The sequence below is a fragment of the Kushneria sp. Sum13 genome (genome assembly GCF_052692355.1).
This window is the reverse complement of sequence record NZ_CP199847.1, coordinates 2,268,148-2,286,991: the sequence shown is the minus strand read 5'-3', so window position 1 is coordinate 2,286,991 and position 18,844 is coordinate 2,268,148. Positions and strand designations below refer to the sequence as shown.

20 protein-coding genes are annotated in these 18,844 nt (G+C 56.5%); 9 read left to right on the top strand and 11 right to left on the bottom strand.

What is annotated here, in order from left to right; all coding sequences use genetic code 11:
• Window positions 1–11 precede the first annotated feature (11 nt).
• From ACUN8C_RS10710 to ACUN8C_RS10700, 3 genes are read right to left on the bottom strand one after another with little or no spacing between them, the layout of a single operon-like run.
• Window positions 12–350: an AzlD domain-containing protein gene (locus ACUN8C_RS10710; protein WP_445619209.1), complete on the bottom strand. Its 339-nt coding sequence runs from the start codon at window positions 348–350 to the stop codon at window positions 12–14.
• Complete coding sequence (locus ACUN8C_RS10705) at window positions 347–1,048, bottom strand: AzlC family ABC transporter permease (protein WP_445619208.1); 702 nt, start codon at window positions 1,046–1,048, stop codon at window positions 347–349. The genes ACUN8C_RS10710 and ACUN8C_RS10705 overlap by 4 nt, the downstream gene beginning before the upstream one ends.
• A complete protein-coding gene (locus tag ACUN8C_RS10700) occupies window positions 1,045–1,572 on the bottom strand; it encodes a helix-turn-helix domain-containing protein (protein WP_445619207.1) in 528 nt (175 codons plus the stop codon). Before ACUN8C_RS10700 ends, ACUN8C_RS10705 begins: the two co-directional genes overlap by 4 nt.
• Before the next feature lie 211 nt (window positions 1,573–1,783).
• Here ACUN8C_RS10700 and ACUN8C_RS10695 point away from each other — a divergent pair, with 211 nt between their 5' ends.
• A complete protein-coding gene (locus tag ACUN8C_RS10695) occupies window positions 1,784–2,383 on the top strand; it encodes an HNH endonuclease (protein ID WP_445619206.1) in 600 nt (199 codons plus the stop codon).
• A 13-nt stretch (window positions 2,384–2,396) separates the two neighbouring features.
• On the opposite strand, the gene ACUN8C_RS10690 is transcribed toward ACUN8C_RS10695, so the two are convergent.
• Window positions 2,397–3,008, bottom strand: coding sequence for a transglutaminase-like cysteine peptidase (locus tag ACUN8C_RS10690; protein WP_445619205.1), 612 nt, complete (start codon window positions 3,006–3,008; stop codon window positions 2,397–2,399).
• A gap of 112 nt (window positions 3,009–3,120) precedes the next feature.
• Window positions 3,121–3,621, bottom strand: coding sequence for a DUF421 domain-containing protein (locus tag ACUN8C_RS10685; RefSeq protein ID WP_445619204.1), 501 nt, complete (start codon window positions 3,619–3,621; stop codon window positions 3,121–3,123).
• A 129-nt stretch (window positions 3,622–3,750) separates the two neighbouring features.
• Between ACUN8C_RS10685 and ACUN8C_RS10680 the strand changes: the two genes are divergently transcribed.
• Window positions 3,751–4,350: a DNA-3-methyladenine glycosylase I gene (locus ACUN8C_RS10680; protein ID WP_445619203.1), complete on the top strand. Its 600-nt coding sequence runs from the start codon at window positions 3,751–3,753 to the stop codon at window positions 4,348–4,350.
• A gap of 96 nt (window positions 4,351–4,446) precedes the next feature.
• Here the strand turns inward: ACUN8C_RS10680 and ACUN8C_RS10675 are convergent, their stop codons facing one another.
• Window positions 4,447–5,205 (bottom strand): 2OG-Fe dioxygenase family protein, encoded by a 759-nt coding sequence (locus ACUN8C_RS10675; RefSeq protein WP_445619202.1) that lies wholly within the window; start codon window positions 5,203–5,205, stop codon window positions 4,447–4,449.
• A 251-nt stretch (window positions 5,206–5,456) separates the two neighbouring features.
• On the opposite strand from ACUN8C_RS10675, the gene ACUN8C_RS10670 reads away from it, so the two are divergent.
• From ACUN8C_RS10670 to ACUN8C_RS10645, 6 genes are all read left to right on the top strand, one after another.
• The gene (locus ACUN8C_RS10670) at window positions 5,457–7,403 is read left to right on the top strand and encodes a putative bifunctional diguanylate cyclase/phosphodiesterase (protein ID WP_445619201.1); all 1,947 of its coding nucleotides are present in this window, start codon (window positions 5,457–5,459) and stop codon (window positions 7,401–7,403) included.
• Window positions 7,404–7,575: 172 nt separating this feature from the next.
• On the top strand, window positions 7,576–8,412 hold the full coding sequence (locus tag ACUN8C_RS10665) for a Crp/Fnr family transcriptional regulator (protein WP_445619200.1): 837 nt from the start codon (window positions 7,576–7,578) through the stop codon (window positions 8,410–8,412).
• Window positions 8,413–8,757: 345 nt separating this feature from the next.
• A complete protein-coding gene (gene fghA, locus ACUN8C_RS10660; protein ID WP_445619199.1) occupies window positions 8,758–9,618 on the top strand; it encodes an S-formylglutathione hydrolase in 861 nt (286 codons plus the stop codon).
• A 207-nt stretch (window positions 9,619–9,825) separates the two neighbouring features.
• Complete coding sequence (gene mtgA, locus ACUN8C_RS10655) at window positions 9,826–10,527, top strand: monofunctional biosynthetic peptidoglycan transglycosylase (protein WP_445619198.1); 702 nt, start codon at window positions 9,826–9,828, stop codon at window positions 10,525–10,527.
• A 145-nt stretch (window positions 10,528–10,672) separates the two neighbouring features.
• Window positions 10,673–11,056, top strand: a complete 384-nt coding sequence (locus ACUN8C_RS10650; RefSeq protein WP_445619197.1) for a DUF4168 domain-containing protein — start codon at window positions 10,673–10,675, stop codon at window positions 11,054–11,056.
• 172 nt (window positions 11,057–11,228) lie between these two features.
• Entirely contained in the window at window positions 11,229–12,722 is a 1,494-nt protein-coding gene (locus ACUN8C_RS10645) for a sugar porter family MFS transporter (RefSeq protein ID WP_445619196.1), read from the top strand.
• A gap of 68 nt (window positions 12,723–12,790) precedes the next feature.
• Here the strand turns inward: ACUN8C_RS10645 and ACUN8C_RS10640 are convergent, their stop codons facing one another.
• The 5 genes from ACUN8C_RS10640 to lpxO form a co-directional block, all read right to left on the bottom strand.
• Window positions 12,791–13,666, bottom strand: a complete 876-nt coding sequence (locus ACUN8C_RS10640) for an AEC family transporter (RefSeq protein WP_445619195.1) — start codon at window positions 13,664–13,666, stop codon at window positions 12,791–12,793.
• A gap of 116 nt (window positions 13,667–13,782) precedes the next feature.
• Complete coding sequence (locus ACUN8C_RS10635; protein WP_445619194.1) at window positions 13,783–14,658, bottom strand: TIGR03915 family putative DNA repair protein; 876 nt, start codon at window positions 14,656–14,658, stop codon at window positions 13,783–13,785.
• 19 nt (window positions 14,659–14,677) lie between these two features.
• On the bottom strand, window positions 14,678–15,892 hold the full coding sequence (locus ACUN8C_RS10630) for a putative DNA modification/repair radical SAM protein (protein ID WP_108842436.1): 1,215 nt from the start codon (window positions 15,890–15,892) through the stop codon (window positions 14,678–14,680).
• Between the two features lie 100 nt (window positions 15,893–15,992).
• A complete protein-coding gene (locus ACUN8C_RS10625; RefSeq protein WP_445619193.1) occupies window positions 15,993–16,736 on the bottom strand; it encodes a 4'-phosphopantetheinyl transferase family protein in 744 nt (247 codons plus the stop codon).
• Between the two features lie 12 nt (window positions 16,737–16,748).
• The gene (gene lpxO, locus ACUN8C_RS10620; protein ID WP_445619192.1) at window positions 16,749–17,645 is read right to left on the bottom strand and encodes a lipid A hydroxylase LpxO; all 897 of its coding nucleotides are present in this window, start codon (window positions 17,643–17,645) and stop codon (window positions 16,749–16,751) included.
• Between the two features lie 296 nt (window positions 17,646–17,941).
• Between lpxO and dkgB the strand changes: the two genes are divergently transcribed.
• Entirely contained in the window at window positions 17,942–18,742 is an 801-nt protein-coding gene (gene dkgB / locus ACUN8C_RS10615) for a 2,5-didehydrogluconate reductase DkgB (RefSeq protein ID WP_445619191.1), read from the top strand.
• Window positions 18,743–18,844 lie beyond the last annotated feature (102 nt).

Sequence of the window (18,844 nt, the reverse complement as noted above, 5' to 3'; positions counted from 1 at the left end):
TGCAGATGCCTTCATGACCCGATCAACAGCACCAGTGTATAGGCGGCCACCCCGGCCGCCACTGGCATTCCTAGCGTTCGCGTTTTGTACCACAGGCATAGCGTGGCAAGGCTCCCGGCGGCCGTGCTGCTCCAGCCCAGAGCACTGCTCGGATGAGGAGCCAGCGATAGCCCCAGAAGCGCTGCGATCATCAGCGGTGCCAGCACTCCGGGCCACTTTGGCAGCGGCCTCTCCCTTTCGATATCGGATGCGCGACTCATACGTCGCTGCATAACATATAGTGGCAGCATTCGAATCAGCAGTGTCCCCACGGCCGTCGCCGCAGCGGCCCACCAGATGGCACCGTTCATGCGCGTGTCCTCGCAGTACTGTCCGGCAATAGATAAAAACACAGGGCGCCAAGCGCTGCCGCCAGCGGTATGGCGACATTGATCATGTCATGAAGGCTCAGCATCAAGGCAGAAAGAACGCTGGCCAGCAGCGCAATGAACCAGCGTATCGATGTACAGCGTGGCGCCAGAAGCACCAAAAAAAGTGCCGGCAGTGCGAAGGTCATGGCGCTTGCCAATAGTGGCCACTGTTGAATCAACTGCTCACCGGCAAGGCTACCCATCAGTGTCCCGCCCGCCCAGCCAGCCCACGCCACGATAGCCGTGCTGGAAAACCAGCTCATGCGATCGTGCTCACTCAGCAGTGGCAGCCGATAGTGCGCCAGCGCAAACACCTGATCCGTCAGGCCGTGCATCAGCCATGGCCATCGGCGGCTCTGTGACATCCAAGGCGCCAGCGTGATGGAGTAGATGAGGTGACGTGCATTGATCAAAAGCGTCATGAGCACTGTCAGCCACAGCGGCGCGCCCCCGGCGATCATGCCCACAAACAGGAACTGCGAGGCGCCAGCGTAAATGAGCAATGATAGTGCGGTGGCCTCAAAGGCGCTAAAGCCGGCCTGGCTGGCAACCAGTCCAAAGGAAAGGGCCACCGGCAGATAGCCACTGAGCAGCGGCAGAGCTTCGCATGCCCCCATTCGCCAGGCCTTCACATTCATGCCACATCTCCCTGCGGATAAAAGATGGTGACGAGCACCGTGGCGCCCTGAGGGCCCGCTCGGTAGGTGTGGGCCTGACCCGCTTCAAACTGATGTATCCCTTCGGCTTCCAGCATGACGAGTGCCCGGTCGGGGCCGGCCTGCAGTTGGCCAGCGAGGATCTGCAGGGTTTCGCGTGTTCCCGCCGCGTGAGCGCCGGCGTAGCGCACGGCATCAGGGGCCAGCGTCATCAGATAGATGTCGACGGGCACAATGCCTTGAAGGCGATCAAGCAGGGACACCGAGACATCCTCCTCGCTGACACTGCTCTGGGCAGTGGCAATCAGGGCACTGAAAGGGATGTCCAGCTGCAGGGCCAGGCGCCACAGGGTGTCGAGTGTCGGATTGCCCTTGCCCTGCTCAAGGCGTGACAGGCTCGATTTGGCAATGCCGGCCCTGTCGGCCAGAAAGGACAGGGACCATGTTTTGTGTTGTCGCAACGCTATGACGCGCCGACCCAGCCGTTGCAGGGCATCATCATCCATGAGAGCTATCGTTCCATTGTCCGCAAAGGAGTTGTTCCATATATGGAACGTTTTATATATGCAACGATGCGCTGTCAATGGGGCATGCCAGCGTAGATGCCCGCAGCAAGTAACCGTCGGCTCGATAGAGACTTATGAAGGGATTGTCACGGTAATGACATAGTGGTGTAGGATCGTGGCTATCGTCTCGACGCGTGGGGAGTTTCGTGTTATGCGCCAACCCATGGTGTTACGTCTTCATGCCTCCGGCATTCCGATCGACTGGTTGACGCTTGAAGAAGCGGCGGTATTGATGTCGCGGGCGTGTGAAGGGGGCGTGGTGTGGTCCGATGGTGAGGCCGCCTATCGACTCCATGGCGGTACCAGTTCGCTGACCGGTCGGCAGTCCTTTATCGATATTCCCGAGGTGATCGGGGTATCGCCCCCCGTCCATGCCATGCTGGCATTTGAGCACACCGGCTTCAATCGGGTGCTGTGCAAGTACCGTGAGGGGCTTTGCTGCGCCTACTGCGGAGTGACGGTGACGCGTCAAGCCCTGACGATCGATCATATCCTGCCTCGCTCGCGCGGTGGCCGACTTTCGATGCTCAATGCCGTCGCCTGCTGTCAGCGTTGTAACAGTCTCAAGGGCAATCGAACCCCGGAAGAGGCGGGTATGGCCCTGCTGTTGAAACCCTTTGTGCCTACCATGGCGGAAGTGCTCTACATGACCCGGCCGAAAACCATGACCACTCGACAGCTCTGGTATCTGAAATGCCAGTTCCGGAATGCCTCGCTTCGGGCCTACCTAACGCAGGCGCTGGCAGCCTGAAGGGCCTTGATGCTCAGTAGTGCATCAGCTTCGCCATGCGCTCACTCAACAGTTTGCCCCCCAGCCTGACCTGCGACGGGGCAATCGGCACGAAACGCTGATCCTTCCAGAGCGCGCTGTGCTGCTCGTCAAAGGTCACGATAGGTGTGAGGTCAGTACGCTGCGCTTGCAGCAGTATCAGCGGCGTCAGGTTATCGAGGATCAGATAGCGGCCATCATCCTGTCGATACCGTAAAACGGCGTGATAGGTCGGGGTCAGCGTGTCCCGGGCTGCCAGAAAGTCGAGCCTGTCCGCTGACATGCCGGCTTCTCGCAGGATCTGGTATTTGGCGATGGCAAAGTCTTCGCAGTCGCCGTAGCCCTCACGAGTCAGGCGGTCGAATCCTTTCCAGATGTCAGTGTCTTCCTCCTGCTGACGCGCTGCGCTGTTGACCACTCGATTGACGTACTGCAGCTGCGATAGCCCCTTGAGCTGGCGTACCTTCTGGACCAGTTCGGCTCTGGACTGGGTGATGGCCGTCTCGGAGATGTCGTCCCACCAGGTAAAGGCCTGCGCCTGCGTGGTGAAGGGCAGGGCAAGGCAACAGGTCAGCAGGGTGGTGGCAAAAAAGCGATGAGTCGTCATGGGTAGATATCGACAGGGTCATGGGCGTGGCCGGAAATGGTGACATCATGATGGCCCGTGTTGATCGTATGTCATGACATGATCAGGCCCCTTAACCGGGGCCATTTTGTCGTTATTGGTTCGACACGCCTTCGACGCCTTCCAGGGCCGAGTCCTGATCCCCGGCAGTGCCGATCACACTGAAGGCGCCATCGGTTTCCAGAACGACGGCGTGTACCTGCTCGACATCAGCCATGCCCTTTTCACGAATGGCCGCCAGAATTTCGGCCTTTGCCACACGCTCTCGCTGCATGGCCTCCAGACGGTACTGACCCTTGAACAGCAGCAGGGTGGGCTGAGACTTGATCAACTTGAGCACGCCACGCGAGCGCACCGAAGTGAACGTGATCACAAACTGCAGCATCACGATCACAATGAAAGCGGTCACGCTCTGGGCAAGGGAAACCTGCGTCGAGGTCAGTGCCGTGGCCAGAATGGAACCCAGTGCGATGGTGGTGACGAAATCAAACGCGTTCCATTTTGACAGGGTGCGCTTGCCCGAGAGGCGTAAAACGATAATCAGGACCAGATAGCTTAAAATGCCGACCACAATGGTGTGCATGATAGGGTTCATGAGCGCTGCCTTTTGAAGGAATATAAAGTGAGCCTTCAGGGTAGGTGCAGATGGACCCTGATGTCAGATCCCCGCAGGAAAATACAGGTGCGACAGGTTGTGTTGCCGCCACGAAACCGGAGATGTCTCATGTTGGACAGGCCCTTGCCAGTACGCTGTCCGTGGGTTCAGGGCAATCCTGTGCTGGCGCACTATCACGATCATGAGTGGGGAGTGCCGGAATTCGATGCGCGAGCGCTATGGGAAAAGCTGATACTGGATGGCTTTCAGGCAGGATTGTCATGGCTGACGGTGTTGAAAAAGCGTGATGCCTTTCGTGAGGCGTTTGAAGGATTCGACCCCGAGCGGATTGCCCGTTTCACCGAGCGTGATGTTGAGCAATTGCTTGGCAATGCCGGCATCATTCGCTCACGGGCCAAGATCGAGGCGACCATCGGCAACGCCCGGGCCTTTTTGCATATGCAGGATCAGGGCGAGGATTTCGCCACGTTCTGCTGGTCGATGGTAGAGCATCGGCCGATTCAGAACTCGCCCCCGGTACCGGCACAAACGCCGCTGTCTACCGTGTTTTCAAAGGCGCTCAAGGCAAGAGGATTCAAGTTTGCAGGGCCCACCATCGTCTATGCCTGGATGCAGGCGACAGGAATGGTCAACGATCATGCGCCTGACTGTCATCGGCGCCAGGTCGTGGCGGCAATGGGACAGGTGCCCGGTATAAGTCGTTCATGACGACCCGGGTCACCGGATGCCGGCCGACATGCGTCGGCCGGCGGCTCCTTTTATGGTTGAAAAGACGTTTTCAAAAGAACAATCCTGCCCAAAGGGTCAGGCAATATGTTCATGAATGACGGCTTCGGGAAAATAGCGACGCAGCATGCGGTTTTGAAAGCCATCCACGAAGCTTGAGTTGATGATGATGATAAACCGCTCATAGGGCTGGTTCGAATTTTCCTGGCGCAGTGCCTTTGCGCCGTGGAAGAGGCGATCGTCACGCAGATGAAGCACATCGCCTGGTACCATGACCTGATCGGCCAACAACGTCTGGCCTGCACGATCTGCGTAGAGCACACTTTCGGCCCCGCTGACGTTGTGACGGTCCAGTACCATGATGCTCAGATAGCGACAGCCATCAGCATGAATGCCCTGTCCCTGCAGGGGGTCAAGCTCTCCCGAGCCTCTGACGCCGGTGATCTGCATCAGGATGGGCTCATTGGCACCCAGCCCCCAGAGCGCAGCCCAGGCTTCTACAAAGGCGCGAACATCGGGACGATCAAGAAAGTCCTGTTCCAGCGACGGGTACCAGCGCAATTTGTCCGCCATGCTTTCAGCGTCATTGTACTGTCCCCCCTGTGCCATGGGGCATTCGCCCAGGTTTTTCATGTGGCCCTGTTCATCAAGTGCCAACCAGGACATACGCTTCCAGCGGCGTTCAACGTAAGGGTCGCGGGGAAGGTCGCGGGTATAGGACTGCCATGCTTCCAGATCAATATGATCGCGAACATGGGTAAAACACCAGTCGTGTTCGGCAAGCGCTGTGGGTACATTATGCTGCCAAAACGACTGTGCGTTGGTGGTGGTCATCATGTTTCTCCTGAAAGGATAATAAGTCACGCCGAGTGTCTGCATTTGCAGACACTCGGCAGACAAATGTTATGGGCTTTCAGAAAGGGAGTGATGATCGAGTACGCAAGAGAGCGGGAAATTAAAGCCAATAGCAGATACGCGTAACGCCTCAATTATTCCTTGTGACATGGCGTAAGCTGTTATGCTGACGGAATACGCCAGTATTTTTGACCAGCCGACCCTCTATGGGGTCAGATCAGGATTAATCGGAGATGCGCATTTCGCACAATGACCCGCGCTATGGCCTGGTTCTATGGATAATGGGCCTGATAGCAGCGCTGGTGATCACACCTTTCATTGGTGCGCGCAATCTGGCGATCATGATTCTGGGGCTGGCTCTTCTTGCAGTTCTGCTGGCCTGGCATCGCACCCGCTTACGTAATCGCCAGCTCTATCAGCAGCTTCATCATCCGGCAAATCGCCTCAGCAGCCACGAGCGTCTGCGCTACGATCGAAGCGAGCAGCGCTTTCGAGCATTGCTTGAAAGTCTGCCGCGCGTCGCCGTGCAGGGTTATGACCGTAAACGACGCGTGATCTACTGGAATGCGGCCAGCACACAGCTCTATGGCTATATGCCCGATGAGGTGAGGGGATGCCGGTTTGAGGAGCTGATTATTCCGCAGGAGATGCGCGAGTCGGTGGTACGTGCGCACCAGAGCTGGATCAATGAGGGGGTAGAAATACCCGCCAGCGAAATGGAGCTGGTACACAAGTCAGGACGTAGCGTGGCGGTATTTTCCCACCATGTCATGCTTGGCCAGCATACGGATAATCCGTTGATGTTCTGCGTAGACGTTGACCTTTCGGTACAAAAGCAGGCCCATCGCGACCTTGAGTTCATCCGACGCTATGACCCGCTGACCCTGCTCCCGAATCGAGCGGCCTTCATCGCAGAGCTCAATCGGCTGCTTGAAGATGAGGATCGTCACGGGGCGACGCTGGCGGTCTTTTTCATCGATATCGAAAATTTTTCCGAAATCAACGATTCACTGGGGTATGAGCAGGGAAACCACCTGCTGACCCAGGTCGCCGAGCGCCTTTCCCAGCACTGTTATACGTCTGATCTATTGGCGCGGTTTGGCAATGATGAGTTCGTCATGGCCTGTACTCATCTCGACTCCAGGCGCCATGCGCTGCAGTTGATCGACCGGGTCGACAGCATGTTTGAGCTGCCCTTCATGCTGGATGGCAAGCCTCATCACATTACGGTCAGTCAGGGCATCAGTCTTTTCCCCGACAATGGCGAGGATGCCCAGTCACTCATTTATGCCGCCAATGTGGCTCGAAATCGGGCCAGAACGCCCGGTGAAAGCCGGTTTCAGATATTCAGTCATGAGTTTCATCGCGATCTGATTTACCAGCATGAATTGCTAAAACGTCTTGAAAATGCCATCGATCAACAGGAGCTGGCGCTGCATTTTCAGCCGCAGATATCGCGCAGCGGGCGCATTGAAAGCATGGAAGCACTGCTGCGCTGGTTCCCCTCCGAGGGTGGCATGGTGTCGCCGTCAGAGTTCATTCCACTGGCCGAACGGTTTGGGCTGATGGGGCGGCTGGGAAGCTGGGCCATCGAAGCGCTGTGCTGTCAGCAGGCCTGCTGGAAAGCCCAGGGGCTTCATGGCTATCGTGTGGACATCAATCTTTCGGGAGAGCATCTGCGTTCTACCGCGATGCTTGAAGAGCTGGAAAGGACCATGCAGCGCCATCAGCTTTCCATGCGCGATGTGGGTATCGAGATTACTGAAAACGTTCTGGTACAGGCTGACGAGACGGTCAAGGCCCATCTGCAAGCGCTTTATCATCGCGGCATGAAAATCGCCATCGACGATTTCGGTACCGGTTACTCCTCGCTGGCCTACCTGAAACAGTTCCCCGTGACTTCCCTCAAGATCGATCGCACCTTTGTCATGGATTCAACCGAGAGCCTGAAGGATCGGGCCATTCTGGCCGGTATCGTCTTTATTGGTCATCGTCTGGGTCTTGAGGTCATTGCAGAAGGCGTGGAAACCAGTGAGCAACTGGAACTGGTTCACGAACTCAATGTCGATCTGGTGCAGGGGTTTTATTACTTTCGCTCCATGCGCGCAGAACGCATTACCCCGCTGCTTGAAACCCAGCCCCTGTTTCAGGGCCTTCGGGATTCCCCTCTCAAAAAGTAAGTACAATTCGGGTCTTTGTGAAAATGCCTTGTATGGCGCCTTTGGATTCGCCGGAGCGATGCCCGGCCCGAATATTGCGGCGCGTTTCCCTCTAAACGATTGATTTTTTGTAACTTGCATAATCCAGGTTAGCGGCATTTGAGCCCGATTCGTCCAACAATGGCGCCTATCTTTGGACGGTAATGCATCAATTATTACTATAATACCGGATGGTGCTTTCAAGGCTATTCGGGGGGTGCATGCCATGTTGGACAGGGATCGCTGCCTGGTGCGTAACTTCAAATATTATTGTGCGCTTGATGAGACAGAAGCCGAGCTTCTGGCAGCACTGGAAAAAACGCCTCAGACCGTTTCGAATGCCCAGATGCTGTGGGAAGAGCATCAGCCCGCTGAAAATCTTTGTGTCCTCAGCGAGGGTTGGGCATGTTCGTATCGATCGATGGACGATGGTACCCGGCAGATCCTCAATATCTTTTTGCCGGGGGATGTGGTCGGTCTGAACGATTTTTCACCTCGACGTCATTTGACGTCGGTGGCCATGCTGACAGAAGGCATTGTTTGCCGTTTTCCGATCAAGAACCTGACGGACATTTTCACGACATCACCCAAACTGACCACCGTACTGTTCTCGCTGGCAGGCCAGCAACAGGCCATCATGGCTGAGCGGCTGGTCAATATGGGGCGGCGGACAGCGCGTGAAAATGTGGCCCATTTCATCTGTGAAATGCATTTGCGTTTAAGCAAGACCTGCCCGGACATTACACATCGATTCAACCTGCCGCTTTCGCAGCAGGTGCTGGCGGATGTGCTCGGGCTGTCGGCCGTTCATGTCAGCCGGACCTTTTCCGAACTTCGGGAAGAAGGGCTTTTGTATCGTGAACGCAATCGAATCGAGATTTGCGATTTGGAAGCCTTTTACAAGGTGGCCAATTTCTCGGATATTTATCTGGGTGATAGCGTCAACGAGCTATTGAAACTGTTTGAAAGGGACAGCAATACGCTGCGTTGATGCCTCCATTGCCAAAATCATCAATTTATTAAACTCCCGATGACCCTCCGGGCAGGTCAACTGATGACCTGCCCGCCTCAGCGCGTTTCTCTTGGTTCCTTACGGCTGCCATGGCGATCGTGACTTTCACTGCCAATAAACAGTCTCTCCCGGTTTGTGGCTTCCATTGGTTGCCGTTTTCTCTTTTCGTGGCCCACTATACTGTCGCGACGCAGTGTTGTTTGATGTCTGTCGATGTCGTACGACGGATTTCGACAGGCACGTCGAGTCTGTGCCGAGCGTAATTGACAGCACGGGTTGCGCCAGTGATACATCTGTTGCGCCAGTGATAAATCTATAGTGGAGATGAGCATGACGCAGTCCATCGAACAGTTGAGCGCTACCCGCAGTCATGGCGGATGGGTCAAACGCTTCAGCCATCGCTCGCAGGTGCTTGATTGCGACATGACCTTTGGCATCTTTTTACCGCCTCAGGCCGAAACCGGGCCCGTTCCGGTGTTGTGGTGGCTCTCCGGACTGACCTGTAACGATGAGAACTTCATGCAAAAGGCCGGGGCTCAGAAGATGGCTGCCAGGCTGGGCATGGCCATTGTCTGCCCGGATACCAGCCCGCGAGGCACTGATCTGCCGGGCGAGCATGACAGCTACGATTTCGGCTCGGGCGCCGGTTTCTATCTCAATGCCAGACAGGCGCCCTGGAGCAAGCACTATCACATGTATGACTATGTGACAGATGAGCTGCCGGCGCTGGTGCGCGAGCATTTCCCCATCAGTGCGCGGGAAGCCATCAGCGGACATTCCATGGGTGGGCATGGCGCTCTGATCTGTGCTCTGAAACAGCCCGGTCGTTATGCCAGTGTGTCTGCCTTTTCACCTGTCGTAAATCCCATGGATTGCCCCTGGGGTGAGAAAGCTTTCAGCCGTTACCTGGGAGATGACCGCGCCGAATGGTCGGATTGGGATGCCTGTGAGCTGGTGCTTGCCGGGGCGTCCAAACAGGCGATGTTGATCGATCAGGGCGAGAATGATCAGTTCCTTGAGGAGCAGCTCAAGCCCGATCACCTGGAAAAGGCGTGCCATATTCAGGGCGTCTCGCTGAAACTGCGGCGTCATGAAGGCTATGACCATAGTTATTTCTTTGTGGCGAGTTTCATTGACGACCACCTCGAATACCACGCCCATCACCTCTTTGCCGATCAGGCATAGTCATTACCGGCGGTCAAGGCTCGGTATCCTTGCACGTTTTCATCTCCGGGGCGCTTTTTCGAGCCCCGGAGGCGTGTCAGCAAGGAGAGATGGCAAGGGCATTCATGATCCGCTGCGTGTAACCTGTGGTCTTTAACAATGATCGAGCGACCCCGCTGTCCGGAACGCAGGGCAGTGGACAGGCACACGTCGCCGACACACAAGGGGATGAGGGCATTGATCGGACAGCTGCTGCGCTGGTGCGTCAAAATCGTATTGGGCGCGATCGTGTTTTCAATACTGCTGGTCACCCTGTTTCGCTTCGTGCCATTGCCGGGTTCAATGGTCATGCTGGAGCGCAAGGCAGTGGCCATGCTCGATCGCGAGCCCATCACGATTCACTATCACTGGACGCCGTGGCGCTCCCTGTCCGATCAGGCCAAGCTTGCCGTGATGGCCGCCGAGGATCAGAAGTTCCCCTATCACTATGGGTTTGATCTGGATCAGGTGCATGCCGCCATCCAGGCCTGGAAGCAGGGCAAGACCCTGCGTGGCGCCAGTACCATCAGTCAGCAGACGGCCAAGAATGTCTTTTTGTGGTCGCAGCGCAGCTGGCTGCGAAAGGGCCTTGAGGTCTGGTTTACGCTACTGATCGAGTTGATATGGCCCAAGGAACGCATCCTTGAGGTTTATCTCAACGTGGTGGAGTGGGATCGCGGCGTTTTCGGACTTGAGGCCGCCGCGCAGCACTATTACGGCATCGGTGCCAGCCAGGTGACGGCAGAGCAGGCGGCAAGGCTTGCCGCCGTATTGCCCAATCCACGAGGCTGGAGCCCGACCTCACCCAGTGCCCGTGTGGCGCAGCGCATTGCATGGGTTAGACAGCAAATGCGACAGCTGGGCGGCACGCGCTTTTTACAGCGTCTATAGTGGGGTAGGGTATGCATGGAAAGACACGGCAATAAAGTCTTTAAAATTAATTACATGCAGTAACAAATCCAGTTGAACTTAGTTTGTCGTGCGGCGTCATAGTGACAGTACGCATTGAAAAGCAAAGGTAGTCAGGAGGATGTTCATGAAACGTTTTGCCGCAGTTGTTTCCGCATCGCTGGTCGCGACCGGCCTCGCTGCCACGCCGGCGCTTGCCGCTCAGGAGCAGCCGGCTCAGGGCGCTCAGAGCCAGCAGCAGTCACAGAATTTCAGCGATGACCAGCTGCAGAACTTTGCCTCTGCTTCTCAGGAAATTGCAGGTATCTCTCAGGATTACACCAAGCAGCTTCAGGGTGCCGGTGATGCCGATGCTCAACAGAGCATTCGTGAAGAAGCCAACCAGAAAATGGTTCAGGCTGTGCAGGACAACAATCTGGAAGTCGAGCAGTTCAACCAGATTGGTCAGGCCGTTCAGAACGATCCTCAGATGATGCAAAAGGTTCAGCAAATGGCGCAGAAAAAGCAGTAAGCCATTTCAGTGATCTCAAAAGGCTGCCTCTTCGGAGGCGGCCTTTTTTTGTGCCTGAAAAAAACATCACCCTGACGATTCGAGCAAACCGAGGTTTTCTACTAAAGTCTCCCCCTGGTTAGATTAAGGTCAGCGAAAGGCTGATGACATTCAGGGATGAAGACGGACGTATATGACGAATCAAAAAGGGGCCAGCGGAATAGGCTACATACTTTCCATCTGCCTTGTCGCCGCACTGGGCGGTATTTTGTTTGGCTATGACACGGCGGTGATTTCAGGCGCCATTGACTCGATCACTACCTATTTTGGTCTCTCTGCCACCATGAAGGGGTGGGCAGTATCGAGTGTCGTGATTGGCAGTATTGTGGGGGCACTGGGGGCTGGTTATCTGGCCAATATTCTGGGGCGTCGCATGACCATGATGACGGCTGCCGCCCTGTTTCTGGTGTCGGCACTGGGCTCGGCGCTGGCACCTGCCTTCTGGTTTTACATTATCCTGCGTCTGGTCGGCGGCGTCGCCGTCGGGATTGCAAGCGTGGTGTCTCCCATGTACATGGGAGAGCTGGCCCCTCAGCACTGGCGGGGCAGAACGCTGAGCATGTTTCAGCAGTCCCTTGTGGTGGGTCAGACCATTGTTTTTTTCGTAAACTATTTCATCGCCCGCGATGTGGCCCAGAGCTGGCTGGATAACTATGGGTGGCGCTGGATGCTGGGCTCCGAGGCCATCCCTGCCGTACTTTTCGCAGGTTTATTGCTTTTGGTGCCCGAATCGCCGCGCTGGTGCATCATGCATGGTCAGCAGGATCGGGCACAACGAATTCTGGCGCGCTTTACACCGCAAAAGGATATCGAGCCGATGGTCGAGGAAGTGCGCAACTCTCTCGATGAAGGCAAGTCTTCCGGGCGGCGTGCCATGAATCGTCAGCTTCGCCAGGAAAAGCGCGGCTCACGCAGTGCGCTCAGAAAGCCGGTCATGATGGGGATCGCGCTGGTGGGTATCTTCCTGTCGGCAGCGCAGCAGTTTTCCGGGATCAATGTCGTGATGTACTACGCGCCGACCGTGCTTTCGGGCGTTACGGACAGCACCGGCAGCGCGCTTTTACAGACCGGCTATATCGGGCTGATTTTCATTGTCGGTAATCTGGCCGGCATGTTTTTGATCGACCGCGTCGGACGCGTGCGTCTTCTGACCATTGGCTCGCTGGCCTGCATTGTCAGCATGGCCATTCTGGGGATCGTGTTCTGGTTTGATGTACAGGGCTATACCGCCATGATTGCCATCATGGTGTATGTGACCGGCTATGCCATCTCCTGGGGATGCTGCAGCTGGGCGCTGCTCTCGGAGATTTTCCCCAACGCCATTCGTGAATCCGGCATGGCCCTTGCCATGGGCGCGCAGTGGACAGCAGGCTTTATCGTGGCGCAAACCTTCCCGATGATGCGCGGCAGTGAATGGCTTAATGATGTTTTCAACGGCGCCTTTCCGTTCTGGCTCTTTGGGGCCATGACACTTGTCAGTCTGTTTATTGTCTGGCGCTTTGTACCGGAAACGAAAGGCGTGCCACTGGAATCAATGGAGACGCTCATGAGCGAGAAATTCCGTCAGGGGCGGGTCAATAATTTCTCACAGTACCGTGAAGGTGACGCGCAGGCGGCTCGAGCCTGATGGCATTATCCAAAAAAGGCCCCACTTCGGTGGGGCCTTTTTCATGGTTCAAACCGCCAAAAGAGGGGCTAGATGACCCACATCAACATCAACGGAAGATAGATAAACGAGGCCAGTGTCGAACACATGACAAGGCTTGCCACAAATTCCGGCGAGCGCCCGGCCTTTTGGGCAAAGAGGTAATTATAAACCGCCATGGGCATACACATCATCACCATGAGAATGCCCCGCGCTTCCTCATCCAGGCCCAGCAACAGGCCGATCCCCTGAGCAATTGCACCGGCGACCACCACGCGACTCAGCGCGAAGGCAAGCCCTACCGACAGGTTACGAGCGCGAATACTGGCCAGCGCCACGCCAAGCGTAATCAGCATGATGGGGATGGTCATGCCGGCAAGCAGTTCGATGCTGTTGGAAAGCCAGGCGGGCAGCGTAATCTGATAAGCCATCAGCAATATGGCAATGATGCTGGCGTAGATGGTCGGATTGGTCAGCAGGTTTTTGACCGGCCGGGAGCTGCTGGTGATACTGCCCACGACAAACTGTGCGATCGAGACGATCACGAAGACGGCAATGGCCAATGAAAAGCCGCGTCCTTCGCCAAAGGCATACATGGCCAGCGGCAATCCCATATTGCCTGTATTAGGAAACAGCACCGACGGCACAATGGTACGCCAGTCCATTTTGGTCACCCGTGAGAGCAGCAGGCCGACAGCCAGCAGTACCAGAAGACACAGGAATGTGGCAGTCGCCATGCTTGAAAAGGCTGAAATATCGACATGGGTGCTCGACAGGGCATTGACGATAAGACAGGGGGTGCCAACGTTGAAGACCAGCTTGGTAACAAACCCTGTGGGGTAGGGCTGTCGAAAGCGCACCCAGAAGTAGCCGATGCCAGCACCCACCATGATGGGCACCATGACAGCCATAATTTGTGAAAACATGAAAAACCCTGTGGAGTCGACCGTAGTAACGGCAACGAAGCGTGATCGTTATTTTCACGGGGTTATAAGGACAGTTGCAAGCTGTCCGGGAAAAATACTCTACTTTCGTAGTATTTCTATTTGGGCAGCGTAATGGTGTGGCCACGCTTGTCGGCCAGCCGACTGTCCTGTCCCAGCCGCCGAGCGCCATGTCGGGCATGGCTGATCAACCCGGTAATCAGAACGCGCTCTGGCATATGGCGCCAAAAGCGCGAGGGCATACTGCGCACCATGGTCTTTTCATTGAGACGAGCCGGGTTAAACGTACTGGCGTAATAGGCCAGCCAGAGGTCCTCCGCATCGTCCTCCATGGTTGATAGCGCCTGATAGTCCTGAACGGTAAAGGTCCCGGATTCGGGACGTTCGATATACCACTGTCGGCCATCGCAGAGAATGGCCCCCTCGGGCGTCATGATCAGCCAGCGGTGTTGTCCCATCCGATCGATAAAGTGTCGTGCGGCTGCCTCAAGCACATCATGGCGGGGTTCAAACCAGGCAATGAACTCCGGGGCGTGCTGTTCTTCCGGGGTCACAGGTTGCTGATGAAACCGCAGGAAGGCGTGCATGTGATGCACTTCATGATTGACTGCCTTTATACGCTGTTCGACGACGCCACCGTCGCTGTCCCCTGCCAGCAGTGCTTCACCTTCACCCTGGGCCAGTCGCCAGACGACACGATAAAGCAGTGCCCAGCGACACTCCTGATGATGAGTAGGCCAATAATGCGAAGCACACTCGAGCCGGCGAAGGTGCTGCCTTGAAAGCTTCAGCGCCAGCGGTGTCTCGCTCGGTGGCGGTAGATCCGTATCGCCGCTGGCGAAAAGATCGCCTGCCGAGTCATCGTTCTGCCACAGTACGTCCCCGGGCGATACCCGTGCTGCCAGTAGCCGACGGGCGTTATCGCGCCAGGCGACGAAGTCGGCCTGTGCCATATGCAGGGTATACATTGTCATGGTAGTGGCTCCCAAAGTCCTAGAGCAGGGCCATCTGTGCCGGCGTTGAGGTCTGCATCTGAGCCAGCAGTGCCTGTCGTTCGAGACCGGCCTGACGCGGACGATAGTCCTGAGTGGTAATAAAGGGGGCCAGCTTCTTCATGGAACAGCCCAGCCGGGTCAGATCGGTATAGCGAATACGCCGTTCACGACGCAGTGTCTCGATCCGCTTGGCACTGGTAATCCCGATGCCTGGCACCCGGGCAATCATGTACATGTCTGCCTGGTCCAGATCGATGGGAAAGAGCTCCCGATGGTTGAGTGCCCAGGCAAGCTTGGGATCAATATCCAGCGACAGATTACCCGGCCCTGTCAGGAGTTCATCGGCGCGAAAACCATATCCCCGGATCAGGAAATCGGCCTGATACAGGCGATGCTCACGCAATAGCGGCGGGGCGATCAACGGGACCGACGATGGGCTTTCGGGAATGGGCGAAAAGGCCGAGTAGTAAACCCGCTTGAGCCGGTAATCACCATACAGGGACTGAACATTGCCCAGAATGGTGTGATCATCGGTATCGTCAGCCCCCACAATCATCTGGGTGCTCTGACCGCCGGGTGAAAAGCGGGGGGCTCGAGGTTCGGCGGTCGCCTCATCCAGCCCATCGCGAATGGTCGACATGGCAAGACGAATGGTGGTGTCGCTTTTTTCCGGCGCCAAACGATTGAGGCTCTGGCTCGTGGGCAGCTCAACGTTGACGCTGAGACGGTCAGCGTACAGTCCGGCCTGGCGGATCAGGTCCGGCGAAGCATCCGGAATGGTCTTGAGATGGATATAGCCGCGAAACTGGTGCTCGACGCGCAGTGTTCTGGCCACCCTGACCAGTGCCTCCATGGTGTAATCGTTGGAGCGGATAATGCCGGAGCTTAAAAAAAGCCCACTAATCAGGTTGCGGCGATAGAAATCGAGCGTTAAGCGCACAATTTCATCCACGCTGAAGCGCGCTCTGGGCACATTGCTGGAGCGCCGGTTGATGCAGTACTGGCAGTCATACAGGCAGAAATTGGTCATCAGGATCTTGAGCAGGGCCACGCAGCGGCCATCCGGCGTAAAGCTGTGACAGATGCCGTTGCCGTTGGTCGCCCCCAGTCCCTTCTGGCCCCTTGATGAGCGTTTGGGCGCGCCGCTGCTGGCGCAGGAAGCGTCATACTTGGCGGCGTCCGCGAGAACGATCAGCTTGTCAGTGAGCTGCATGAACACTCCTTTAACTGTATTTGTATACAGTAGTTGGGGCGCGCATAAACAACAACTGAATTGCATTCATTGTGGCGGCAGGATATGTGAGCGAGTTCCCTTATCGCCGGGTGGCTGTCGAGTCCGGCATGGCATCGGTCATGACGGCGGTCAGCGCATGATCTCCCATATCGGCAAAGTCACCGATCAGACGCACGCCAGGCAGCCATGTATCACTCAGGGCACAGTTCAGTACCAGTATGCATTGGCCCGGTGAGTCCATGGAGTCCAATGCCTCGACTCGAGCATCGTGAAAATAAAAGCGTGTGCCGGTAAGCGGATAAAGGGCCTTGAACAGGCTTTCCTTGAGCGAGAAGGTCAGGGTGATCGCGCGGGCACGTTGTTCAGGCATCAGGGTGCCAATCACCTGCTGCTCGCCCGGTGTGAGAATCGAGGCGGCCAGATAATCGGCACGCTCGGGGGTCAGCCAGCGCTCGGCATCCACGCCCACCCCTTGGTGGGATGGCGTTGTACTGACCAGCGCCGCCGCAAGGTCGCGCGCATGAGTAATGGAGCCTCGGGTCAATTCCGGCCAGTCAACCTGACGGTCGGCAAGGCTTGGCAGGGCGTTGACATGAATACCAAGGCCCGCCAGGGCATGACGGGCGCATACCCTGCCGGCCAGATATTCGGCGCGGCGCTTGGAGACCGCGCGCGCAAGGTTTTCTGGCAGCGCCATGCCACAGGCAGCGAAGGCGCTGTCATCAAAGCGTTGTACATCAAAGGTGGCAAGGCTGAGTCGCGCCCCCCGGCCCGGGGAAACAAAGGGCCAGCAGGATTGTGGGGGCGCGATGGCGTTGGACATGGGATACAAGGGTTACAGCGACAGCAGGCCAACGATAATACCACCGAAAATCAGCCACTTGATCACGTAATATAGCGTCTTGTTGCGCTTTTTAAGGCGCTTGCCGGCTTCACGAACCTTGTAGATGTATTTAAAAGCACGGTTGAGTCCGCCGGTGTGATCATTGTCGTCATTGGGAGCGGCTGCGGCGGCCATGACGTTGCGACTGAACCAGCGATTGACCGCCGCCGCCCAGCGATACTTCATGGGCCGCTCGATATCGCAGAACAGAATCAGGCGGTTCTGGTCGGTATCATTTTGGGCGTAGTGAATGAAGGTCTCGTCAAAAAGCACCGCTTCGCCATCTCGCCAGCTGTAATCGATGCCATCCACGTTGATACGGCAGCGGTCGTCATTGGGTGTTCGCAGGCCAAGATGATAGCGGATCGAGCCGGCATAAGGGTCGCGATGCTTCATCAGCTTGCTGCCTGCGGGCAGCTCGGCAAACATCGCCGCCTTGACGCCGGGAATGCCGGCCAGGATCTCGGTTGTGCGCGGGCACAGCTGCTGCGCTGATTCGTGGCTTTCGCCATACCACTTGAGATAAAAGCGCTTCCAACCGCGCCGGAAAAACGAATTGAAGCCGGCGTCGTCCTTTTTGGCCGACCCCTTGATGTGGTTTTCAAGGGTCAGGGCTTCATCACGAATTTCCTCCCAGCGTGAGGTGAGGGCCGCAATTTCCGGAAAGTCCTCGGCGCGATGGTAGGGGCGATCCGGGACCTTTGAAAACAGATACATGAACGCATTGATGGGCGCCATGAAGCTCGAATGGTCCGACAGCTGACGAAAGGGTTTGTGCCGAACACGGCCACGAAAATGTACATAAAGAATACTGGCCACGATCAGGGCCACGATTGTCCATTTGATCATAGCGATCTCTTTTTCGGGATAATTGCCCACAACGTCGTCGATGATGTTGGCTTCTACACTACCAGCGGCGCAGTCTCGCATGTCCGTGAGGGGGTGTCATTACGAAAGTCTTAGGGTGTGGCTCAGGTTGCGGCCATCATCGCTTTGATTGCTTCACTTGTCGATATGGTTTGCAGACTAATGACTTGAAAGCTGCCCTGCATGGCCTAATGTCAGTACTGGGCAATCCAATGCCCATGGCCGATGGCCACAAGGCGTTTACAAGGCGTCCTCGGGCGCCACTGACAGGAGGTCGCATGATTCCCGATATTGGTCTTGGTACTTATCGACTCAAGGGACAGGAAGTCATCGATTCGGTGACCACAGCGCTTGAGCTGGGATATCGACATATCGATACCGCACAGGTGTATGGCAATGAAGCCGAGGTCGGGCGTGCCATCGCTGACAGTGGTGTGGCGCGTGAAGATATTTTTCTGACCACCAAGATCTGGACGGATCGCTTTACCCATGATGACCTGATTAAAAGCCTTGAAGAGAGTCTTGAAAGGCTGGGTACCGATTACGCAGATCTGGTGCTGCTGCACTGGCCTTCACCCGATAACGAGGTGCCGGTAGCCGAGTCGATCGGGGCGCTGGTCAAAGCAAAGTCGCGCGGTCTGACCCGTAACATCGGCGTCTCCAACTTCACCATGGCCCAGCTCGATGAGGCGCTTGAGGTCGAGGGTGGTGATCAACTCATTACCAATCAGATTGAAGTGCATCCCTTTTTGGCCAACAAGGCCCTGGCCAATCATTGCAGTGAAAAGGGCGTCAGGGTCACGGGCTACATGCCGCTGGCAGTGGGCAAGGTCATGGAAGATGACACGCTCAAACAGATTGCTGATAACCACAGTGTGACGGCGGCACAGATTGCGCTGGCCTGGGTGGCGGCGCGTGGCATCGTGGTAATTCCTTCGTCCACGAAACGGGCGCACCAGCAATCCAACCTGGAAGCCATGAACCTGACGTTGAGTGATGACGAGATCGAGCGCATTAACGCGCTGGATCGGGGAGAGCGTATTGCCAATCCCTCCTTTGCGCCGGCCTGGGATGAGTAACCCCTGCGAACGAAGGGGCATGATCAGGGAATAAAATCCCTTGACGATTAGCAGAAGGGGCGCCTCATGGGCGCCCCTTCTATTGGTGGAACACTCCCTGCC

What these genes read in the sequence shown, in the direction of transcription:
- ACUN8C_RS10710 (WP_445619209.1), bottom strand. Translation starts at nt 350, where the DNA reads ATGAACGGTGCCATCTGGTGGGCCGCTGCGGCGACGGCCGTGGGGACA.
- ACUN8C_RS10705 (WP_445619208.1), bottom strand. Translation starts at nt 1,048, where the DNA reads ATGAATGTGAAGGCCTGGCGAATGGGGGCATGCGAAGCTCTGCCGCTG.
- ACUN8C_RS10700 (WP_445619207.1), bottom strand. Translation starts at nt 1,572, where the DNA reads ATGGATGATGATGCCCTGCAACGGCTGGGTCGGCGCGTCATAGCGTTG.
- ACUN8C_RS10695 (WP_445619206.1), top strand. Translation starts at nt 1,784, where the DNA reads ATGCGCCAACCCATGGTGTTACGTCTTCATGCCTCCGGCATTCCGATC.
- ACUN8C_RS10690 (WP_445619205.1), bottom strand. Translation starts at nt 3,008, where the DNA reads ATGACGACTCATCGCTTTTTTGCCACCACCCTGCTGACCTGTTGCCTT.
- ACUN8C_RS10685 (WP_445619204.1), bottom strand. Translation starts at nt 3,621, where the DNA reads ATGAACCCTATCATGCACACCATTGTGGTCGGCATTTTAAGCTATCTG.
- ACUN8C_RS10680 (WP_445619203.1), top strand. Translation starts at nt 3,751, where the DNA reads ATGTTGGACAGGCCCTTGCCAGTACGCTGTCCGTGGGTTCAGGGCAAT.
- ACUN8C_RS10675 (WP_445619202.1), bottom strand. Translation starts at nt 5,205, where the DNA reads ATGATGACCACCACCAACGCACAGTCGTTTTGGCAGCATAATGTACCC.
- ACUN8C_RS10670 (WP_445619201.1), top strand. Translation starts at nt 5,457, where the DNA reads ATGCGCATTTCGCACAATGACCCGCGCTATGGCCTGGTTCTATGGATA.
- fghA (WP_445619199.1), top strand. Translation starts at nt 8,758, where the DNA reads ATGAGCATGACGCAGTCCATCGAACAGTTGAGCGCTACCCGCAGTCAT.
- mtgA (WP_445619198.1), top strand. Translation starts at nt 9,826, where the DNA reads ATGAGGGCATTGATCGGACAGCTGCTGCGCTGGTGCGTCAAAATCGTA.
- ACUN8C_RS10650 (WP_445619197.1), top strand. Translation starts at nt 10,673, where the DNA reads ATGAAACGTTTTGCCGCAGTTGTTTCCGCATCGCTGGTCGCGACCGGC.
- ACUN8C_RS10645 (WP_445619196.1), top strand. Translation starts at nt 11,229, where the DNA reads ATGACGAATCAAAAAGGGGCCAGCGGAATAGGCTACATACTTTCCATC.
- ACUN8C_RS10640 (WP_445619195.1), bottom strand. Translation starts at nt 13,666, where the DNA reads ATGTTTTCACAAATTATGGCTGTCATGGTGCCCATCATGGTGGGTGCT.
- ACUN8C_RS10635 (WP_445619194.1), bottom strand. Translation starts at nt 14,658, where the DNA reads ATGACAATGTATACCCTGCATATGGCACAGGCCGACTTCGTCGCCTGG.
- ACUN8C_RS10630 (WP_108842436.1), bottom strand. Translation starts at nt 15,892, where the DNA reads ATGCAGCTCACTGACAAGCTGATCGTTCTCGCGGACGCCGCCAAGTAT.
- ACUN8C_RS10625 (WP_445619193.1), bottom strand. Translation starts at nt 16,736, where the DNA reads ATGTCCAACGCCATCGCGCCCCCACAATCCTGCTGGCCCTTTGTTTCC.
- lpxO (WP_445619192.1), bottom strand. Translation starts at nt 17,645, where the DNA reads ATGATCAAATGGACAATCGTGGCCCTGATCGTGGCCAGTATTCTTTAT.
- dkgB (WP_445619191.1), top strand. Translation starts at nt 17,942, where the DNA reads ATGATTCCCGATATTGGTCTTGGTACTTATCGACTCAAGGGACAGGAA.